The sequence below is a fragment of the Streptomyces sp. CB01249 genome, assembly GCF_001905735.1.
Classification (GTDB): domain Bacteria; phylum Actinomycetota; class Actinomycetes; order Streptomycetales; family Streptomycetaceae; genus Streptomyces.
Window position 1 is genome coordinate 69896 of record NZ_LISW01000002.1, and the last position, 17556, is coordinate 87451.

The 17556-nt window shown below is 71.5% G+C and carries 19 protein-coding genes; 10 read left to right on the plus strand and 9 right to left on the minus strand.

What is annotated here, in order from left to right:
* Window positions 1–84: 84 nt before the first annotated feature.
* Window positions 85–1137, minus strand: a complete 1053-nt coding sequence (locus AMK18_RS08565) for a C40 family peptidase (protein ID WP_073862369.1) — start codon at window positions 1135–1137, stop codon at window positions 85–87.
* Between the two features lie 288 nt (window positions 1138–1425).
* Window positions 1426–2205 (minus strand): class I SAM-dependent methyltransferase, encoded by a 780-nt coding sequence (locus AMK18_RS08570; RefSeq protein ID WP_073862370.1) that lies wholly within the window; start codon window positions 2203–2205, stop codon window positions 1426–1428.
* A gap of 210 nt (window positions 2206–2415) precedes the next feature.
* Between AMK18_RS08570 and mshA the strand changes: the two genes are divergently transcribed.
* Complete coding sequence (mshA, locus tag AMK18_RS08575) at window positions 2416–3780, plus strand: D-inositol-3-phosphate glycosyltransferase (protein ID WP_073862371.1); 1365 nt, start codon at window positions 2416–2418, stop codon at window positions 3778–3780.
* 95 nt (window positions 3781–3875) lie between these two features.
* The gene (locus AMK18_RS08580; protein WP_018101629.1) at window positions 3876–4400 is read left to right on the plus strand and encodes a YbjN domain-containing protein; all 525 of its coding nucleotides are present in this window, start codon (window positions 3876–3878) and stop codon (window positions 4398–4400) included.
* A gap of 7 nt (window positions 4401–4407) precedes the next feature.
* Here the strand turns inward: AMK18_RS08580 and AMK18_RS08585 are convergent, their stop codons facing one another.
* A complete protein-coding gene (locus tag AMK18_RS08585; protein ID WP_073862372.1) occupies window positions 4408–5415 on the minus strand; it encodes a phosphotransferase family protein in 1008 nt (335 codons plus the stop codon).
* Window positions 5416–5612: 197 nt separating this feature from the next.
* Here AMK18_RS08585 and AMK18_RS08590 point away from each other — a divergent pair, with 197 nt between their 5' ends.
* Complete coding sequence (locus AMK18_RS08590; protein WP_073862373.1) at window positions 5613–6413, plus strand: hypothetical protein; 801 nt, start codon at window positions 5613–5615, stop codon at window positions 6411–6413.
* Between the two features lie 7 nt (window positions 6414–6420).
* On the opposite strand, the gene AMK18_RS08595 is transcribed toward AMK18_RS08590, so the two are convergent.
* From AMK18_RS08595 to AMK18_RS08605, 3 genes are all read right to left on the minus strand, one after another.
* Window positions 6421–6663: a hypothetical protein gene (locus tag AMK18_RS08595; RefSeq protein WP_018101626.1), complete on the minus strand. Its 243-nt coding sequence runs from the start codon at window positions 6661–6663 to the stop codon at window positions 6421–6423.
* Complete coding sequence (locus AMK18_RS08600) at window positions 6660–6908, minus strand: hypothetical protein (RefSeq protein ID WP_073863201.1); 249 nt, start codon at window positions 6906–6908, stop codon at window positions 6660–6662. The genes AMK18_RS08595 and AMK18_RS08600 overlap by 4 nt, the downstream gene beginning before the upstream one ends.
* A 138-nt stretch (window positions 6909–7046) precedes the next feature.
* Window positions 7047–7805 (minus strand): phosphoglyceromutase, encoded by a 759-nt coding sequence (locus AMK18_RS08605; RefSeq protein ID WP_018101617.1) that lies wholly within the window; start codon window positions 7803–7805, stop codon window positions 7047–7049.
* Window positions 7806–8017: 212 nt separating this feature from the next.
* Between AMK18_RS08605 and AMK18_RS08610 the strand changes: the two genes are divergently transcribed.
* Window positions 8018–9322 (plus strand): MDR family MFS transporter, encoded by a 1305-nt coding sequence (locus AMK18_RS08610; RefSeq protein WP_073862374.1) that lies wholly within the window; start codon window positions 8018–8020, stop codon window positions 9320–9322.
* Between the two features lie 26 nt (window positions 9323–9348).
* Here AMK18_RS08610 and AMK18_RS34845 read toward each other — a convergent pair whose 3' ends face one another.
* Both AMK18_RS34845 and phoU read right to left on the minus strand, forming a co-directional pair.
* Window positions 9349–9498 (minus strand): hypothetical protein, encoded by a 150-nt coding sequence (locus AMK18_RS34845; protein ID WP_185992863.1) that lies wholly within the window; start codon window positions 9496–9498, stop codon window positions 9349–9351.
* 238 nt (window positions 9499–9736) lie between these two features.
* Window positions 9737–10414 carry a phosphate signaling complex protein PhoU gene (gene phoU / locus AMK18_RS08615; RefSeq protein ID WP_018101614.1) on the minus strand — a complete coding sequence of 226 codons (678 nt, stop codon included), beginning with the start codon at window positions 10412–10414 and terminating at the stop codon, window positions 9737–9739.
* A gap of 208 nt (window positions 10415–10622) precedes the next feature.
* On the opposite strand from phoU, the gene AMK18_RS08620 reads away from it, so the two are divergent.
* Window positions 10623–11897, plus strand: coding sequence for a sensor histidine kinase (locus tag AMK18_RS08620; protein ID WP_073862375.1), 1275 nt, complete (start codon window positions 10623–10625; stop codon window positions 11895–11897).
* On the plus strand, window positions 11894–12574 hold the full coding sequence (locus tag AMK18_RS08625) for a response regulator transcription factor (protein WP_018519642.1): 681 nt from the start codon (window positions 11894–11896) through the stop codon (window positions 12572–12574). The genes AMK18_RS08620 and AMK18_RS08625 overlap by 4 nt, the downstream gene beginning before the upstream one ends.
* Window positions 12575–12656: 82 nt before the next feature.
* Here the strand turns inward: AMK18_RS08625 and AMK18_RS08630 are convergent, their stop codons facing one another.
* Window positions 12657–13307 carry a hypothetical protein gene (locus tag AMK18_RS08630; protein WP_018101611.1) on the minus strand — a complete coding sequence of 217 codons (651 nt, stop codon included), beginning with the start codon at window positions 13305–13307 and terminating at the stop codon, window positions 12657–12659.
* 609 nt (window positions 13308–13916) lie between these two features.
* Here AMK18_RS08630 and AMK18_RS08640 point away from each other — a divergent pair.
* The 4 genes from AMK18_RS08640 to cysS all read left to right on the plus strand — a co-directional run bounded on the left by AMK18_RS08640 (window position 13917) and on the right by cysS (window position 17538).
* Entirely contained in the window at window positions 13917–14399 is a 483-nt protein-coding gene (locus AMK18_RS08640; RefSeq protein WP_006380568.1) for a CarD family transcriptional regulator, read from the plus strand.
* A 358-nt stretch (window positions 14400–14757) separates the two neighbouring features.
* Window positions 14758–15504 carry a 2-C-methyl-D-erythritol 4-phosphate cytidylyltransferase gene (gene ispD / locus AMK18_RS08645; protein WP_073862377.1) on the plus strand — a complete coding sequence of 249 codons (747 nt, stop codon included), beginning with the start codon at window positions 14758–14760 and terminating at the stop codon, window positions 15502–15504.
* Window positions 15494–16012 carry a 2-C-methyl-D-erythritol 2,4-cyclodiphosphate synthase gene (gene ispF, locus AMK18_RS08650; protein ID WP_073862378.1) on the plus strand — a complete coding sequence of 173 codons (519 nt, stop codon included), beginning with the start codon at window positions 15494–15496 and terminating at the stop codon, window positions 16010–16012. Before ispD ends, ispF begins: the two co-directional genes overlap by 11 nt.
* Window positions 16013–16134: 122 nt before the next feature.
* Window positions 16135–17538 carry a cysteine--tRNA ligase gene (gene cysS / locus AMK18_RS08655; protein WP_018101608.1) on the plus strand — a complete coding sequence of 468 codons (1404 nt, stop codon included), beginning with the start codon at window positions 16135–16137 and terminating at the stop codon, window positions 17536–17538.
* The last annotated feature ends 18 nt before the right edge of the window (window positions 17539–17556 follow it).

A 17556-nucleotide genomic window follows, 5' to 3' on the forward strand; every position in this document is an offset into this window, starting at 1 on the left:
CAGCCGCAGCCGCCCCCCCCCCCCCCGCCAGGGGCACCCGTGTCCGGCGCGGCACCGCACCCCGAGCCGCCGTCCGCCCAAGGACTACGCGTCGGGGCGGACCACGCCGAGTATCTGCATCGAGCCCGCGCCCGCCAGGGTGACGTCGCGGCCGGGGCGCGGGGCGTGGATGATCTGGCCGTTGCCCACGTACATGCCGACGTGGGTGGCGTCGGCGTGGTAGATGATCAGGTCGCCGGGGCGCATGTCCTTGATCGCGATGTGCGGCAGCAGCCGCCACTGCTCCTGCGAGGTGCGCGGGATCGGGCGGCCCGCGGCCGCCCACGCCTGGGACGTCAGCCCGGAGCAGTCGTACGACTTGGGGCCCTCCGCGCCCCACACGTACGGCTTGCCGATCTGCGCGGTCGCGAAGGCCACCGCCTGCTTGCCGAGCGGGCTCGCGTCCCGGTTGATCTCCTGCAGCGCGCCGGAGTCGAGCCAGGCGGTCTGCGCCTGCCGCGCCGCCTCCTGCTCCAGTTCGAGGAGCCGGGCGCGCTCCTCCTTCTCCAGCCGCGACTCCAGCTTCTTCGCCGCCGCTATCTGCGAGTTGATCTTCTTCTTGGCCTTGGCCTGCTTGACCCGGCTGGCTTCCAGCTTGGTCCAGTTGGTGCTGGCGTCCTTGGTGTACGTCTCCAGGTCCTGCTGCGTCCTGGTCAGTTCCTCCAGGAGCCCCTTGCCGGCCTGCTGGCCCTGGCGGGTGCGGCTGATGCCGTCGAGGAAGAGCTGCGGGTCGCCGCTGAGCATGAGTCGCGCGCCCGGCGGGAGCCCGGCGTTGCGGTACTCCTCGCGGGCCTGGGCGCCGGCCCGGTCCTTGAGCGCGGCGATCTTCGCCCGGCCCTCGACTATCGACTGCGCCAGCCCGACCAGCTCGCCCGACTGCTTCTTGGCCTTCTCCTCGGCGAGGTTGTACGCGTCCGTGGCGGCGCCCGCCTCCAGGTACAGCTCGTCGATCTCCGCGCGCACCTGTTCCAGGCTCTTCCCGCCGCCGTCGGCGGACCCCGGCGGTGTCGGTGCGGCGAATGCCTGGACCGGCGAGGCGAGGACCGCCAGCGCGCAGACCAGAGTCATCGCGGCGGCGGCACAGTGGCGTCGGTACACGAGCTCCCCCTCCGAGCAGTTCCCAACTGTTCGAGCAGTACCAGAAAACTGATTAACCGTCAGTAACATGTGGCGTCGACCAGATCGTGCCATGCCGTACTGAAAAGCAACAGAGGCAGACACACTCCGGCCTTCGGGCGGCACTTCGCTCTTCCGTCACTCCCCGCCACCCCCGCGCCCCCGACGTCCCCACTCACTCCGACGAACGATGCCCGCCGGCCGTTCCCACCGCAGGGGTGAATCCCGGCGCGACGAGAACGCGCCCCCGCGCCGCCCGAGTGCGCCCCCTCACCACCCCCCGGGTTCCAGCGCCCCCCACGCCACCGTGACCTCGCCCTGGCGCCACCGCCGCACCCCGTCCGTCAGCGGCCAGTCGCCCGAGAGCGCCCGCACCGCGGTGATCCAGCGCTGCCGGGCCCCCAGCGAGGCGTAGGGCGCCGCGGCCGCCCACGCCCGGTCGAAGTCGCGCAGGAAGGCGTGCACCCGCTCACCCGGGACATTGCGGTGGATCAGCGCCTTCGGCAGCCGTTCGGCGAGATCGGACGGCCGGTCCAGCGAGCCGAGCCGGGTCGCGAAGGTCACCGTGCGCGGCCCCTCAGGACCCAGCGCCACCCACACGTGCCGCCGCCCGATCTCGTCGCAGGTGCCCTCCACCAGCAGCCCGCCCGGCGCCAGCCGCTCGCACAGCCGCCGCCAGACCCCGGCCACCTCGCCCTCGTCGTACTGGCGCAGCACATTCGCTGCCCGGATCAGGGAGGGCCGCTCCGGCAACGGGATCTCGAAGCCCCCGTGCCGGAAGGTGAGGCCCTCGCGGGCGTACGGCTGCGCGGCGGCGACCCGCTCCGGGGAGATCTCGATGCCGACCACCGCCGTACGCGGTTCGGCGGTGCGCAGGCGCTCCAGCAGCTCGACGGCGGTCCAGGGCGCGGCCCCGTAACCGAGGTCGACGGCGACGGGGGTGTCGGCGCGGCGCAGGGCGGGGCCGTGCGTGGCGGCGATCCAGCGGTCCATGCGGCGCAGCCGGTTCGGATTGGTGGTCCCGCGGGTCGCGGTGCCGATCGGGCGCATGACACAGAGCGTAACGATCCGGGCGGATGCGGGCGCCGGGCGGGCGGGAGAGCATCGGGACGGCCCCCGCGTTTGTGCCGTAATGATTTGGCAAAGCGGAAATGAAAGGAGGGATTCCGCTGTTCCCCACCTTCGAAGGGACCGTGTGCCCCTTCGGTGCCATGCCGTGAACCGCGCCGGCACCGGGGCCCAGCGAGGAGGACGGACGACGTGACCCAGTACGTCTCTCGGCTCGGCACCAGCCGTGGCGCACCGCGTCTCAGGTTCCCCGCCGGTCTCACCGGCTCCTTCACCGCCGGTCACCGCAGGCCCCGCCGCATCGCGATGCTCTCCGTGCACACCTCCCCGCTGCACCAGCCGGGGACGGGCGACGCCGGCGGGATGAACGTGTACATCGTGGAGCTGGCCAAGCGGCTCGCCGCGATCAACATCGAGGTCGAGATCTTCACCCGCTCCACCACCGGAGGGCTGCCCTCCGCAGTGGACCTGGCGCCCGGTGTCCTCGTCCGGCACGTCGACGCGGGGCCGTACGAGGGTCTGGCCAAGGAGGAGCTGCCCGCGCAGCTCTGCGCCTTCACCCACGGGGTGATGCAGGCGTGGGCCGGTCAGCGTCCCGGTTATTACGACCTCGTCCATTCCCACTACTGGCTCTCCGGGCACGTCGGCTGGCTGGCAGCGCAGCGCTGGGGCGTTCCCCTCGTGCACGCCATGCACACCATGGCGAAGGTGAAGAACGCCGCGCTCGCCGAGGGCGACAGCCCCGAGCCCGCCGCCCGCGTCATCGGCGAGACCCAGATCGTGGACGCCGCCGACCGGCTGATCGCCAACACCGCCGAGGAGGCGGGCGAGCTGGTCCGGTTCTACGACGCCGACCCGCAGGCCGTCGCCGTCGTCCATCCCGGTGTCAACCTCGACCGCTTCCGCCCCGGTGACGGCCGGGCCGCCGCCCGCGCCCGTCTCGGCCTTCCGCAGGACGCCCTGATCCCCCTCTTCGCCGGCCGCATACAGCCGCTGAAGGCGCCCGACGTGCTGCTGCGGGCGGTCGCCGTGCTGCTCGACCGGGACCCCTCGCTGCGGTCCCGGATCGTGGTGCCCGTCGTCGGCGGCCCCAGCGGCAGCGGCCTCGCGAAGCCGGAGGGGCTGCAGAAGCTCGCGGCCCGGCTGGGCATCGCGGACGTCGTACGGTTCCACCCGCCGGTCGGGCAGGACCAGCTCGCCGACTGGTTCCGGGCCGCGTCCGTGCTCGTCATGCCCTCGTACAGCGAGTCCTTCGGGCTCGTCGCGGTCGAGGCCCAGGCGGCCGGGACGCCGGTCGTCGCGGCGGCCGTGGGCGGCCTCCCGGTGGCCGTGCGCGACGGGGTCAGCGGCTTCCTGATACCGGGGCACGATCCGGCCGCGTACGCCCAGGCGCTGGAGCGGTTCGCGCAGGCGCCGGAGCTGGTCGCCCGGATGGGCGGGGCGGCGGCGGAGCACGCCCAGCGGTTCGGCTGGGACACGGCGGCGGCCGCCACCGCGGAGGTGTACACGGCCGCGATCCAGGAACACCGCAGGCGGGCCCGCACGCGTCACGCGTAACAGCCCGGCGGCCTCTTCCCGCGTCCGTTCACGCGTAACCCTCCTCACCACCGGTCCCGACCGCGCGCCTTTGCCACCTGACGTACGCTCGAAACATGGCTGACGCACCCGTACCGGCGAAGAACGAGGCCACCCGGGCCGCCCAGGTCCTCGAAGCGAGCTTCGCCGACGCCGGGCTCGACTGGGAGAGCCCCGCACCGGGCAACTACGTCGTCCAGCTCCCCGGCACCCGCAAGCTGTCGACCACCTGCTCACTGATCGTCGGCGCGCACAGCCTCTCCCTCAACGCCTTCGTCATCCGGCACCCCGACGAGAACGACGCGGCGGTGCACCGCTGGCTGCTGGAACGGAACCTGCGCCTCTTCGGCGTGAGTTACGCGATCGACCCGCTCGGGGACATCTACCTCACCGGCAAGCTGCCGCTGTCCGTGGTGACGCCCGAGGAGGTGGACCGGCTGCTCGGCTCCGTGCTGGAGGCGGCGGACGGCGCCTTCAACTCCCTGCTGGAGATCGGCTTCGCGACCGCGATCCGCAAGGAGTACGCCTGGCGGGTCTCGCGCGGTGAGTCCACCCGCAATCTCGACGCCTTCGCGCACCTCACCCGGCGCTCCGCGGACTGACCTCGCGTCACCCCCGTACGCGCGTCGCCGACTCGATCTCCTTCAGTGTGGCCTCCAGGCGGGGCGCGACCTCGTTCCAGGTCCACTCCAGCCGGTCCCCGGACGTGCCGCGCGGAACGGTCTCGATCAGCATGATCAGGTACAGATACGCCCGGTAGAGCGCGAGCCGCAGCCGCAGCGAGCCGTCGAACTCCACGGGCCCGCCCGGCGCCTCTTCCCCGTAACCGGCGAGGAAATCCTTGTCGTCCGCGATGTCACCCAGCAGAGCGAGCGACACGAAGTCGGCGGCCGGGTCGCCCCAGAACATCCGCTCCCCGTCGATGACCCCGCCCACCCACCGGGCGCCCGGCTCACCGGTGACCAGGATGTTCCCCTGCCACAGGTCGAAGTGGACCAGGGCGGGCCGGGTCACGTCGTCCAGTGCGTACGCGGCTGCGCCGAGCACCGCGCCGGTCTCCGCCGCCGTACGGGGCAGCCGGGCCGCGTACGTCCGCGCGTCGGCCAGGACCGCGTCCGTCATCGTGGTGAAAGCCTGCCGCCAGCTGGGCGCGAGCGGGCCGAGCGCCTGCGAGGGATAGCCGAAGCCGCCCGGCGCGGGCACGCCGTGCAGCCGGCCGACGATCCGCCCGAGCTCGGTGCGCAGCCGCGCCTCCTCGCCGTCGGCCATCGCGCCGGTCAGCTCGTGCCAGGGGCGGCCGGGGCGGGCGGACATGACCACGTACGGGCCGGTGGCGGCGGCCGGGTCGAGTTCGGCGCGTACGACGTGGGGCACGGAGGTCTCGTCGGCGGCGGCCCGGTAGAACGTCACCTCGTTGACCAGCAGGTCGTGTTCGTACGACAGGCAGTCCCCGGCGGCCGGCGGCGGCACTTTCACCACCCAGTCCCGCCCGTCCGTCAGCCGGACGCGGCTGACGGCGTTGTATGTGCCCCCGGTGAGCGGTTCGCAGGAGGCGACCAGGCCGGGCGGTGTGCCCAACGCGCCGAGGACATCGGCGGGAACGGAATCGATCGGCACGGCGGGCTCCCCCTGAACGGTGTGCGCGAAGTGATCACGACGTCGTCACGATCACGTGCGATGCCCAAGGTAAAGGATTGCCAAACCACAGCGGGCTCATAGAGTTGGATCACCCCCACGCACCCCCATTTCAGCCGCGCCGAACCCGGCGGGGCTGCTCGCGTGCGGGCGAAACACTTTGAGCAGAAGGACGGGCCATGCGACCCACTGTCATACGCCGTACCGCCGTTGCCGCCACCGTGATGTCCCTGGCGCTGTTCACCGCCGCCTGCGGTTCGGACGGCGACGACAAGGGCGCCGACAAGGCGGCGGGCTCCTCGGCCCAGCCTTCGGAGAAGGGCGCCGACAAGGGCGCGGCGGCCCCCGCGAAGGCGCTGTCCGCCGCCGAGCTGGAGCAGGTCTCGCTGGCGCAGGGCGACGTCAAGGACCACAAGATCACCAAGGCCGGTCCGGCCGACCTGATCGACGCCAAGGACGTGACCGCGGACAAGGAGTCCTGCGACGTCTTCGGCGACGCGCTGATGGGTGCCAAGGCCGGTTCGCCCGTCGCCTCGACGCAGCGCAAGGTGGCCAGCGTGCCGAAGAAGGGCGCGGACAAGGACATCGCCGATCCGGAGGAGGCGTTCAAGGCCGCCTTCGACATCACGACCACGATGACCACGCTCGCGTCGTACGACGGCAAGGGCGCCGAGGAGACGCTGGCCGCGCTGCGCACCGCCGCGACGGACTGCGCGGGCGGCTTCACGCTCACGGTCGGCGGGGACAAGCAGAAGGTCGCCAAGATCGCGGAGGAGCAGGTCAAGGGCGGCGAGGAGGCGGCGGCCTGGACGGTGACGGTGGAGTCGGACGGCGAGAAGAACACGCTCAAGCTCACCGCGCTGCGTCAGGGCGCGACGCTCGCCACGCTCAGCTCGATGAACCTCGCGGCCGCGGGTTCCGGCGAGGACTTCGACCTGCCGACCGCGGTGATCGACGCCCAGGCGAAGAAGCTCGCCTGACCTTCCGTCAAGGAAGCGGAACGAGCCGTACGACGGTGACGGTGAGGACCGAACCGGAGACGTAATAGAGCACGATCGCCCCGGCGACCGTCGCCTCCCGGCGATCGTGCTCCCCTTTGACGGCGGTCGACCCGTGCCCATAGGGCTCATGGCCCAGGGTCGCCGCCATCCCGGCCCGGAATGTTTCACCGTCCGCCATCTTGGCAAGGGTGTCGTCGGCGGGCGGCGCGTAGGAGATCCGGAAGCTCAAGCGACGCTCCGCCTCTCGGCCTCGTCCCGCGCCAGCCGGTCCAGAATTCGCTCTGCCTCCGGATCGGGCACGGCCTCCAGCATCCAGTGCCGCATCACGGCCTGGATCTCATGCACCCCCGCCTCATTGATGGCCCGCTCGAACTCCGCCCGCAGCCCCTCCGGCAACGCGTCCCGGATCGCCGGAATGCTGTTGGGCACCTCGACCTCGGCACCCCCGACAAAGGTCTTCAAAGGCTCACCCATGACCGCCCTCCCGCTCTTCCCCGCATGGGCCACAGGGTACGGGGGCGGGGTGACGCGCGTCACTTCCGCCCGGGAGTTCCGGAGCACGAAGAAGCCCCCGCCCCGGTGATCCGGGGCGGGGGCTTCTCGGGGCAGGTGTTACTTCTTGCCCTGGTTCTTCACGGCCTCGATGGCGGCCTTGGCCGCGTCCGCGTCGAGGTAGGTGCCGCCCGGGTTCAGGGGGCGGAACTCCGCGTCGAGTTCGTAGGTGAGCGGGATGCCCGTGGGGATGTTCAGGCCCGCGATGTCGGCGTCGGAGATGCCGTCGAGGTGCTTGACGAGGGCGCGGAGGCTGTTGCCGTGGGCGGCGACCAGGACCGTGCGGCCGGTCAGGAGGTCCGGGACGATGCCGTCGTACCAGTACGGCAGCATGCGCGTGACGACGTCCTTCAGGCACTCCGTGCGCGGGCGGATCTCCGGCGGGATCGTCGCGTAGCGCGCGTCGTCGCTCTGGGAGAACTCGGTGCCGTCCTCGAGGGCGGGCGGCGGGGTGTCGTACGAGCGGCGCCAGAGCATGAACTGCTCCTCGCCGAACTCGGCGAGCGTCTGCGCCTTGTCCTTGCCCTGGAGCGCACCGTAGTGGCGCTCGTTCAGACGCCAGGAGCGGTGGACGGGGATCCAGTGGCGGTCCGCGGCCTCCAGCGCGAGCTGGGCGGTGCGGATGGCGCGCTTCTGGAGGGAGGTGTGCAGCACATCGGGGAGCAGGCCGGCGTCCTTCAGCAGCTCACCGCCGCGGACCGCCTCCTTCTCGCCCTTCTCGGTGAGGTTGACGTCCACCCATCCGGTGAACAGGTTCTTCGCGTTCCACTCGCTCTCGCCGTGGCGGAGGAGGATCAGCTTGTACGGTGCGTCGGCCATGAGTCCGAGCGTAATCGAACCCGTCCGAGCCGCGCGCGACCGGTCACAGAGCGGACAGGGCCGGAGGGGACCGGAGGAGGGGTCTTCCGTCGTTTGACGGGGCGCGTCAATTGAGTGGCAGCGGCCTCCCACGGATTCGTAATGTTCGGACCGTCGGTGGGCCTCTTACTTCCCCCGGCGTCATCCGTCGTACGTCCCTGGGGGGAACCCGTATGTCTGCCACCGGTCTCGGACGGGCCACCCGTGCCACCCGGGAAACCGTCTCCGGGCTCCCCAGGGAGTTCTGGTGGCTGTGGACCAGCACCCTGGTCAACCGCCTGGGCGGGTTCGTCGCCACCTTCATGGCCCTGTATCTGACCCTGGACCGCGGCTACTCCGCCTCGTACGCCGGTCTCGTCGCCGCCCTGCACGGGCTCGGCGGGGTCGTCTCCTCGCTCGGGGCCGGGGTGCTGACCGACCGCATCGGGCGGCGGCCCACCATGCTCGCCGCTCAGCTCTCCACCGCCGCCGCGGTCGCCGTGCTCGGCTTCATGACGCATCCGGCGGCCATCGCCGGGGTCGCCTTCCTCGTCGGCATGGCGAGCAACGCCTCCCGCCCGGCGGTCCAGGCGATGATCGCGGACATTGTCCCCGCGAAGGACCGGGTGCGGGCCTTCTCCCTCAACTACTGGGCCATTAACCTCGGCTTCGCGGTCTCCTCCGCCGGTGCCGGGTTCGTCGCCGAGTACAGCTATCTCGCGGGCTTCGTCGGCGAGGCCGCGTTGACCCTGGTCTGCGCGGTCGTCGTCTTCCTGAAGGTGCCGGAATCCCGCCCGGAGCGGTCCGGCGGGCCCACGGCCGGCGGGGCGCCCGCCGACGACGGCGTACGGCTCTCCACCGTGCTGCGCGACGGACGGTTCATGGGCGTCGTCGGCCTGTCGTTCGTGATCGCGCTGATCTTCCAGCAGGGTTACGTGGGCCTGCCGGTGGCCATGGGCGCGGACGGGCTCAGCAGCTCCGACTTCGGTACGGCGATCGCCGTCAACGGCGTCCTCATCGTCGTGCTCCAGATCCCCGTCACCCGGTTCATCCAGAGCCGCGACCCGCGCCGGCTGCTCGTCGCCTCCTCGCTGCTCGCGGGGTACGGGTTCGGGCTGACGGCCTTCGCCGGTTCCGTCGGGGTGTACGCGCTGACCATCAGCGTGTGGACGGTCGCCGAGATCATCAACGCGCCCGTGCAGAACGGCCTGGTCGTCCAGCTGTCCCCGGCCCACGGCAGGGGCCGCTACCAGGGCATGTACACCCTGTCCTGGTCGGCCGCCGCGCTCATCGCCCCGCTGATGTCCGGTGTGGTCATCGACCACTTCGGCGCCGGCTGGCTGTGGGCGACCACCGCCCTCCTGGGCACGGTGGCCTCCGCCGGCTACTGGCTGCTCATGCGCGGCCTGCCGACGGCGGAGACCGCGGTGGCGGAGACCGCCGCACCGGCGCGGCCGGCCGGGGCACGGGTCACGAAGGCGGAGGCGTCGCCCTCGTAACCCGTACGGGCCGGCGGCCGGCGGCGTCAGCCGGAGCAGCCCCCGCACTGGCACGGCGCCCCGGACTGGCAGCCGCACCCGCAGCCCGATCCGCAGCCGCAGGCGCCGAGCACGGTCAGCGGCACCACCTCGGCGGGGGCCTCCCGCTCCGGTTCGGTCATGGGGGAGTCGGCCATGGTTCCTCCTCAAGGCGTACGACAGGGCCGCACGCCCACCGAGGGGCCCGCGACCCGGGGCGTACGGACACGTCGTGCCGCCCCGTCCTATTGCATGCCCACCCGGACGGGCGCATCAACGGCGCACGTGCGCAGGAACGTATGTACGAGCCGTGCGCGCGGGCGTGCGCCCGGCCACGAGCGCCCCGCCCTTCCCGCGCCGGAGCCTTCCCAATCCCCGTCGCCCCCCGGACAGGCCCTAAGCCCCGTCGACCGGCGTGGGCTGCTGGATCTCGTCCGCGTGCTCACCCGTCACCAGGTAGACCACGCGCTTCGCCACCGACACCGCGTGGTCCGCGAACCGCTCGTAGTAACGGCCGAGCAGCGTCACGTCGACGGCCGTCTCGATGCCGTGCTTCCAGCGGTCGTCCATCAGGTGCTGGAACAGCGCGCGGTGCAGCAGGTCCATCTCGTCGTCGTCCTGCTCCAGCTGGAGCGCGAGGTCGACGTCCTTGGTGACGATCACCTCGGCCGCCTTCGCCATCAGGCGCTGCGCGAGCTGGCCCATCTCCAGGATGGTGGCGTGCAGGTCGTGCGGGACCGCGGACTGCGGGAAGCGCAGCCGGGCCAGCTTGGCGACGTGCTGGGCGAGGTCGCCCGAGCGCTCCAGGTCCGCGCTCATCCGCAGCGACGTCACCACGATCCGCAGATCGGTCGCCACCGGCTGCTGGCGGGCCAGGAGCGCGATGGCCCGGGCCTCCAGCTCGTGCTGGAGGTCGTCCACCTTCTGGTCGGCGGCGATCACCGACTCCGCCAGCTTCAGATCGGCGTCGAGCATCGCCGTGGTGGCCCGGCCTATCGCCGAGCCGACGAGCCGGGCCATCTCGACCAGGTCCTCGCCGATCGAGTCGAGTTCCTCGTGGTACGCGTCACGCATGGGTGTCCCTCTCCAGTCCTTGACCGAGGCCGGGGCCCGCCGATGACCGGCTCCGAACCCCACGACACCACCGTGACGGGCGTACGCGTCGGATTCCGACCGGCCAAGTGAACCGGCCCTTGCCCCTCGGTGAACTCTGGGCGACGAGTGACCGAGGAGGCCCCCGGACGGCTGGGAGAGTGTCCGGCGTGCCGCATAACCTGGACACATGGACGTGAACGCGGCGGTCGCCGCAGCTGCCGCGATCGCCGGTGTCGGTACCGGTGTGATCGCCATGCTGGCGTTCCGCTGGAGCGAGCGCGACCAGAAGAAGCCGACGCGCACCTCCCTGCGGTCCGACAGCGGCGCCCCGCTGCCCCCGGGCGTCGACACGGTGCTGTCCGTGCTCAGCTCCTCCGCGGTGGTGCTGGACGAGAGCGACAGCGTCGTCAAGGCCAGCTCCGCCGCGTACGCGCTGGGGCTCGTCCGGGGCGGCCGCCTCGCCGTCGAGCCGATGCTCAACATGGCGCGGGACACCCGCCGCGACGGCGAGATACGCCAGGTCGAACTGGACCTCCCGCGCCGCGGCACGGGCCGGGGCGAGGCCCTGGCGGTCTCCGCGCGGGTCGCTCCGCTCGGCTCCCGGCTGGTGCTGCTGCTGGTGGAGGACCTCACCGAGGCGCGCCGCATCGAGGCGGTCCGGCGCGACTTCGTCGCCAACGTCAGCCATGAGCTCAAGACCCCGACCGGCGCCCTGTCCCTGCTCTCGGAGGCCGTGCTCGACGCCTCCGACGACCAGGAGGCCGTCGAGCACTTCGCCCGTCGCATGCAGATCGAGGCGACCCGGCTCACCAACCTCGTCCAGGAGCTGATCGACCTCTCCCGGGTGCAGAACGACGACCCGCTGGAGGACGCCGAGCCGGTCCGCGTGGACGAGCTGGTCGCCGAGGCCATCGACCGCTGCCGCCAGCAGGCCGGTTCCAAGCAGATCACCATGGCCGCCGGCGGCACCGCCGAACTGCGGATATGGGGGAACCGGGGCCAGCTCGCCGCGGCCCTGGGCAACCTGGTCGAGAACGCCGTCAACTACAGCCCCGCCCGCACCCGCGTCGGCATCGCCGCCCGCCGCGTGGTCGTGCCCGGCGGGGACGAGATCGAGATCGCCGTGACCGACCAGGGCATCGGCATCTCCGAGAAGGACCGGGAACGGGTCTTCGAACGCTTCTACCGCGTCGACCCGGCCCGCTCACGCGCCACCGGTGGTACGGGCCTCGGCCTGGCCATCGTCAAACACGTGGCCGCCTCGCACGGCGGGGAGGTCACCGTGTGGAGCTCGGAGGGACAGGGCTCCACCTTCACCCTGCGGCTGCCCGAAGCGGGCTCCGCACGCGGCCGGGACCGTGCGTCCGGCGGCCCGCTCATCGTCAACGGCGACGCGGAGTCCCACCCGGACGCCGCCCCCGACTCCTTCGATTCATTCCCTTCCCCGGAGGCCCTTCCGTGACCCGAGTGCTTGTCGTCGAGGATGAGGAATCCTTCAGCGACGTCCTGTCCTACATGCTCCGCAAGGAAGGCTTCGAGGTCGCCATCGCGGCCACCGGACCCGACGGCCTTGACGAGTTCGAGCGCAACGGCGCCGACCTCGTGCTGCTCGACCTGATGCTGCCCGGACTCCCCGGCACCGAGGTCTGCCGCCAGCTGCGCAGCCGCTCCAACGTGCCCGTGATCATGGTGACCGCCAAGGACAGCGAGATCGACAAGGTCGTCGGCCTGGAGATAGGGGCCGACGACTACGTCACCAAGCCCTTCTCCTCCCGCGAGCTCGTCGCCCGCATCCGGGCCGTGCTGCGCCGGCGCGGCGAGCCCGAGGAGGTCGCCCCCGCCGCCCTGGAGGCCGGACCGGTCCGCATGGACGTCGACCGGCACGTCGTCACGGTCTCCGGCGGCAAGGTCGACCTGCCGCTGAAGGAGTTCGACCTGCTGGAGATGCTGCTGCGCAACGCGGGCCGGGTGCTGACCCGGATGCAGCTCATCGACCGGGTCTGGGGCGCGGACTACGTGGGCGACACCAAGACCCTCGACGTCCACGTGAAGCGGCTGCGCGCCAAGATCGAGCCGGACCCGGGCGCGCCCAGGTTCCTGGTGACCGTGCGGGGCCTCGGGTACAAGTTCGAGCCGTAGGCCGGCCCGTACGCATGACATGGCCGAGGCGCCTCCCCCCGGCGGGGAAGGCGCCTCGGCCATGTGCGGTGCGGGGTGCGGCTCAGCCGGGCTGGCCGGACTCGGAGGCCGAGGACGAGGCCGACGCCTCGCCGGACGGGCTCCCGGACGCGTCGGGCGACGCGGAGCCGGTGGGGGAGCCGGACGGCGAGGCGTCCGGCGTCTTCGACGGCTCGGGCAGCGCGCTGGGGCCGAAGCCCTTGAAGTAGTGCTTGGCCGGGACGACCGAGGCGGCCAGCGAGATGTCGCCGGAGCGGCTGAGCTTGAAGACCAGCGGCTGCACGTTGCCGTTCTCCGTGGCCTCGTCGCCGTTCTCGATGACGGCGGAGGCGTTGCCCTGGCCGCCCAGGATCACCCGGCCGCCGGCCGGGACGACGACCGGACCCGAGCCCTCGGCGGGGTGCAGCTGCACGGTGCCGCTGCCGCCCTTCAGGGTGATGGACTCCAGGGTCTCCGCCTGGGAGCCGTTGTTGAACAGCGTGGCGGTGACGACCGCCGGGCCCTTGGCCTCGCGCTCGGGCTGGGTGATGACGTTGGCGTTCTGGATCTTGATGTCGCCGGACCGGGTGGAGGCGTTGTCCGGGCGTACTTCGAGCGTCTGCGCGTTGTTGCCCGCACCGCATGCGGTGAGCGCGGTGATCGAGAACGCGATGGCAGTGGCGGCGAGGGCGCCGTGTCGAAGGCTGCGGCTCACGGCGGCGGCAACTCCTTGAACGTGCGGACGGTTCGGACGGGTCGGGCGCCTGGGGTAAAGCCGCCCTAAGGGTCTGTCAGCCGTCAGGTTACCGAGCCCCCCTCACCGCCCCGCACCCGACCCGCCCCTGACGGGCCCGTGATCGCGGGGGCGGACACGTACGGACATTCGCAGTCCCTCCACATAACGCGCTTGATCAAATTCCGGCCACGCGTTCGCCCCGGGCTTCCTGCGCTGTTCACGGACGGTGGCGCATTCATTGCGCATAATCCCCGCCGGGGTCGTACGTTGATCAATTTCATTGGCCATCGGTACTTACGTCCGAACGAGTGATCCATCATCGAACGGACTACGGAAAGTTCAGCAAGCGGAACCCGACAAAACGGGACGTTCGGCCCCTTCGAAGCGGGCCGGAGTGTGTGTAACGTCCGCGTTTCTCCGTCGCCGGACAGCCGCTCCGACCTGCGAATACCCTCTTCCGGGGGCCCTCCGCAGCACGTCCCTGTCTCTCTTGTCAAGCCCCGAGATATGCCCTGACCTGCGAAAACGCCATTCAGGAGTGGCGATTCTCGTGTTACGCTTGATAGCCACGGAAGGGGTACCTGTCACATGACGTTCAAGGTTGGCGACACCGTGGTCTATCCCCATCACGGGGCCGCGCTGATCGAGGCTATCGAAACTCGCCAGATCAAAGGCGTGGACAAGACCTACTTGGTGCTCAAGGTCGCTCAGGGCGACTTGACGGTGCGTGTGCCGGCGGACAATGCGGAGTTCGTGGGCGTGCGCGACGTAGTCGGGCAGGAAGGGCTGGACCGCGTCTTCGAGGTGCTGCGCGCACCGTATGCCGAGGAGCCGACGAACTGGTCCCGGCGCTACAAGGCAAATCTCGAGAAGCTCGCATCCGGCGATGTCATCAAGGTCGCCGAAGTCGTTCGCGACCTGTGGCGTCGGGAGCGTGAGCGCGGACTCTCCGCAGGTGAGAAGCGCATGCTCGCCAAGGCGCGCCAGATCCTGGTGAGTGAGCTCGCTCTCGCGGAGAACACCAACGAGGACAAGGCCGAGGCTCTCCTCGACGAGGTCCTCGCATCCTGAACCGGATGGCACCGGTCATGACGACCGGATCGCACCGGCCGTAGATAATGTGCCGCGGTGCCCGCTGACCAGCTGTATTCACGCTGTGTCGTCGGGCGCTGCGGCATGTCCGGACCGCAATCGAACGGCGAATTCCGGCCACTTGCCGATGATCCCCCGGTACACGTCCTTGGTACGTTGCTCGCGATCTTGCTGAACCCGGCGTGCGAGACCGACCCCGAACGGCCGCGGCGTGTCCCGGCTCGCCCGGGGTCACGGAAAGGGTCCCGGTCGAGTCATGGCGCAGCGCCCGGCTCGCTTGTGGCCATACCCACGTCGGCCGTGGACACAAACATGCCGAAGCCTCGGAGTGCAACCGATGTCTGAAGAACCGCGTCCTTACCGCACGGCCGCCGTGATCCCCGCGGCCGGCCGCGGCGTACGGCTTGGCCCCGGCGCCCCCAAGGCGCTCCGCGCGCTCGGCGGGACGCCCATGCTCGTGCACGCCGTCCGCGCCATGGCGGCCTCCCGGCACGTGTCCCTGGTCGTCGTCGTCGCACCGCCCGAGGGCGTCGCCGAGGTCCGCACCCTCCTGGACGAGTACGCCCTGCCGGAACGCACCGACTTCCTCGTCGTGCCCGGCGCCGAGACCCGCCAGGAATCCGTGAAGCGCGGCCTGGACGCCCTCCCCGGCACCGTCTCCGCCGTCCTGGTGCACGACGCGGCCCGGCCCCTCGTCCCCGTGGACACCGTCGACGCGGTCGTCGAGGCCGTACGCGACGGCGCCCCCGCCGTCGTTCCCGCCCTGCCGCTCGCCGACACCGTCAAGGAGGTCGAGCCCGGGGCCCCCGGCGCGCCCGAGCCGGTGCTCTCCACCCCGGCCCGCGCCCGGCTCAGGGCCGTACAGACCCCGCAGGGCTTCGACCGCGCGACCCTGCTCCGCGCCCACGAGCAGGTCGCCGTCAGCGGTGAGGGCGCGACCGACGACGCCGGCATGGTCGAACAGCTCGGCGCGCCCGTCGTCGTCGTCCCCGGACACGAAGAGGCGTTCAAGGTCACCCGCCCCCTGGACCTGGTTCTGGCCGAGGCGGTTCTCGCACGCAGGAGGGCCAACGATGGCTTCTGAGACCCCCGGGCCGACGCAGGCCCCCGCCCCCGTCATCCCGCTCGTGGGGATCGGCACCGACATCCACGCGTTCGAAGAGGGCCGCGAGCTGTGGTGCGCCGGTCTGCGCTGGGACGGCGAGGGCCCCGGCCTGGCCGGCCACTCCGACGCGGACGTCGTCGCCCACGCCGCGTGCAACGCGCTCTTCTCCGCCGCCGGTCTCGGCGACCTGGGGCAGCACTTCGGCACGGGGCGCCCCGAGTGGTCCGGCGCCGCCGGGGTCACCCTGCTCACCGAGGCCGCCCGCATCGTCCGCGCGGCGGGGTTCGAGATCGGCAACGTGGCCGTGCAGGTCGTCGGCGTACGCCCGAAGATCGGCAAGCGGCGCGAGGAGGCGCAGCGGGTGCTGTCCGACGCGGTCGGCGCCCCCGTCTCGCTGTCCGCCGCGACCTCCGACGGACTGGGTTTCACCGGCCGCGGTGAGGGCATCGCCGGCCTCGCGACCGCCCTCGTCTACCGCACCGGCTGACCCCGTGCGCGGGCGCCCGCGCCCGCCCTGTAGTAACGCGCCCGCGCCCGCCCCCGTAACAACTGCGCCCGCAATATCCACAGGGGCGCGGGGCACTGGTGCGGGCCCACTACCCTTGAGGGGTGACTATTCGCCTGTACGACACCAGCGCCCGGCAGATCCGTGACTTCGTCCCGCTCACAGCGGGCTGTGTCTCGATCTACCTCTGTGGCGCTACCGTCCAGGCCGCCCCGCACATCGGGCACATCAGGTCCGGACTGAACTTCGACATCATGCGCCGCTGGTTCGCCTACCGCGGCTACGACGTGACGTTCGTCCGGAACGTCACGGACATCGACGACAAGATCATCGCCAAGTCCGCCGAGCAGGGCCGCCCCTGGTGGTCCATCGGTTACGAGAACGAGCGGGCGTTCAACGCGGGCTACGACGCGCTCGGCTGCCTGCCGCCCACCTACGAACCGCGCGCGACCGGGCACGTCCCGGAGATGATCGAGATGATGCGGGGCCTCATCGAGCGCGGCCACGCGTACGCCGCCGAGGGCAACGTCTACTTCGACGTGCGCTCGTTCCCCGGCTATCTGGAGCTGTCCAACCAGGATCTGGACGACCTGCGCCAGCCCTCCGGTGAGGGCGAGACCGGCAAGCGGGACCAGCGGGACTTCGCCATGTGGAAGGCGTCCAAGCCCGGCGAGCCCAGCTGGGAGACGCCCTGGGGCCGTGGCCGCCCCGGCTGGCACCTGGAGTGCTCCGCCATGGCGCACAAGTACCTCGGCACCGCCTTCGACATCCACGGCGGCGGCATCGACCTGATCTTCCCGCACCACGAGAACGAGATCGCCCAGGCCAAGGCGTTCGGCGACGACTTCGCGGGCTACTGGGTGCACAACGGCTGGGTCACCATGTCCGGCGAGAAGATGTCGAAGTCGCTGGGCAACTCCGTGCTCGTCAGCGAGATGGTCAAGGCCTGGCGCCCCATCGTCCTGCGCTACTACCTGGGCACCCCGCACTACCGGTCCATGATCGAGTACAGCGAGGAGGCCCTGCGCGAGGCCGAGTCCGCGTTCGCCCGCATCGAGGGCTTCGTCCAGCGCGTCACCGAGAAGGCCGGCGAGACCGTCGCCCCGGCCGCCGAGGTGCCGCCCGCCTTCGCCGAAGCCATGGACGACGACCTCGGCGTCCCGCAGGCCCTCGCGATCGTCCACACCACGGTCCGCCAGGGCAACTCCGCCCTCGCCGCCGACGACAAGGAAGCCGCCGTCGCGCGCCTCGCGGAGGTCCGCGCCATGCTCGGCGTCCTCGGCCTCGACCCGCTGGACGACCACTGGGCGGGCGAGGGCGACCGCGGCGACGACCTCCACGGCGTGGTGGACACCCTGGTCCGCCTCGTCCTCGACCAGCGGCAGTCCGCGCGCGCCCGCAAGGACTGGGCCGCCGCCGACGCCATCCGCGACCAGCTCAACCAGTCCGGACTCGTCATCGAGGACAGCCCGTCCGGCCCCCGGTGGACCCTCGGCCCGCGCCAGTAGCCCACCACATGCCGCCCG

What these genes read in the sequence shown, in the direction of transcription:
- AMK18_RS08570 (WP_073862370.1), bottom strand. Translation starts at nt 2,205, where the DNA reads ATGCGCCCGATCGGCACCGCGACCCGCGGGACCACCAATCCGAACCGG.
- AMK18_RS08580 (WP_018101629.1), top strand. Translation starts at nt 3,876, where the DNA reads ATGGCTGACGCACCCGTACCGGCGAAGAACGAGGCCACCCGGGCCGCC.
- AMK18_RS08590 (WP_073862373.1), top strand. Translation starts at nt 5,613, where the DNA reads ATGCGACCCACTGTCATACGCCGTACCGCCGTTGCCGCCACCGTGATG.
- AMK18_RS08600 (WP_073863201.1), bottom strand. Translation starts at nt 6,908, where the DNA reads ATGGGTGAGCCTTTGAAGACCTTTGTCGGGGGTGCCGAGGTCGAGGTG.
- AMK18_RS08605 (WP_018101617.1), bottom strand. Translation starts at nt 7,805, where the DNA reads ATGGCCGACGCACCGTACAAGCTGATCCTCCTCCGCCACGGCGAGAGC.
- AMK18_RS08610 (WP_073862374.1), top strand. Translation starts at nt 8,018, where the DNA reads ATGTCTGCCACCGGTCTCGGACGGGCCACCCGTGCCACCCGGGAAACC.
- AMK18_RS34845 (WP_185992863.1), bottom strand. Translation starts at nt 9,498, where the DNA reads ATGGCCGACTCCCCCATGACCGAACCGGAGCGGGAGGCCCCCGCCGAG.
- phoU (WP_018101614.1), bottom strand. Translation starts at nt 10,414, where the DNA reads ATGCGTGACGCGTACCACGAGGAACTCGACTCGATCGGCGAGGACCTG.
- AMK18_RS08620 (WP_073862375.1), top strand. Translation starts at nt 10,623, where the DNA reads ATGGACGTGAACGCGGCGGTCGCCGCAGCTGCCGCGATCGCCGGTGTC.
- AMK18_RS08640 (WP_006380568.1), top strand. Translation starts at nt 13,917, where the DNA reads ATGACGTTCAAGGTTGGCGACACCGTGGTCTATCCCCATCACGGGGCC.
- ispD (WP_073862377.1), top strand. Translation starts at nt 14,758, where the DNA reads ATGTCTGAAGAACCGCGTCCTTACCGCACGGCCGCCGTGATCCCCGCG.
- ispF (WP_073862378.1), top strand. Translation starts at nt 15,494, where the DNA reads ATGGCTTCTGAGACCCCCGGGCCGACGCAGGCCCCCGCCCCCGTCATC.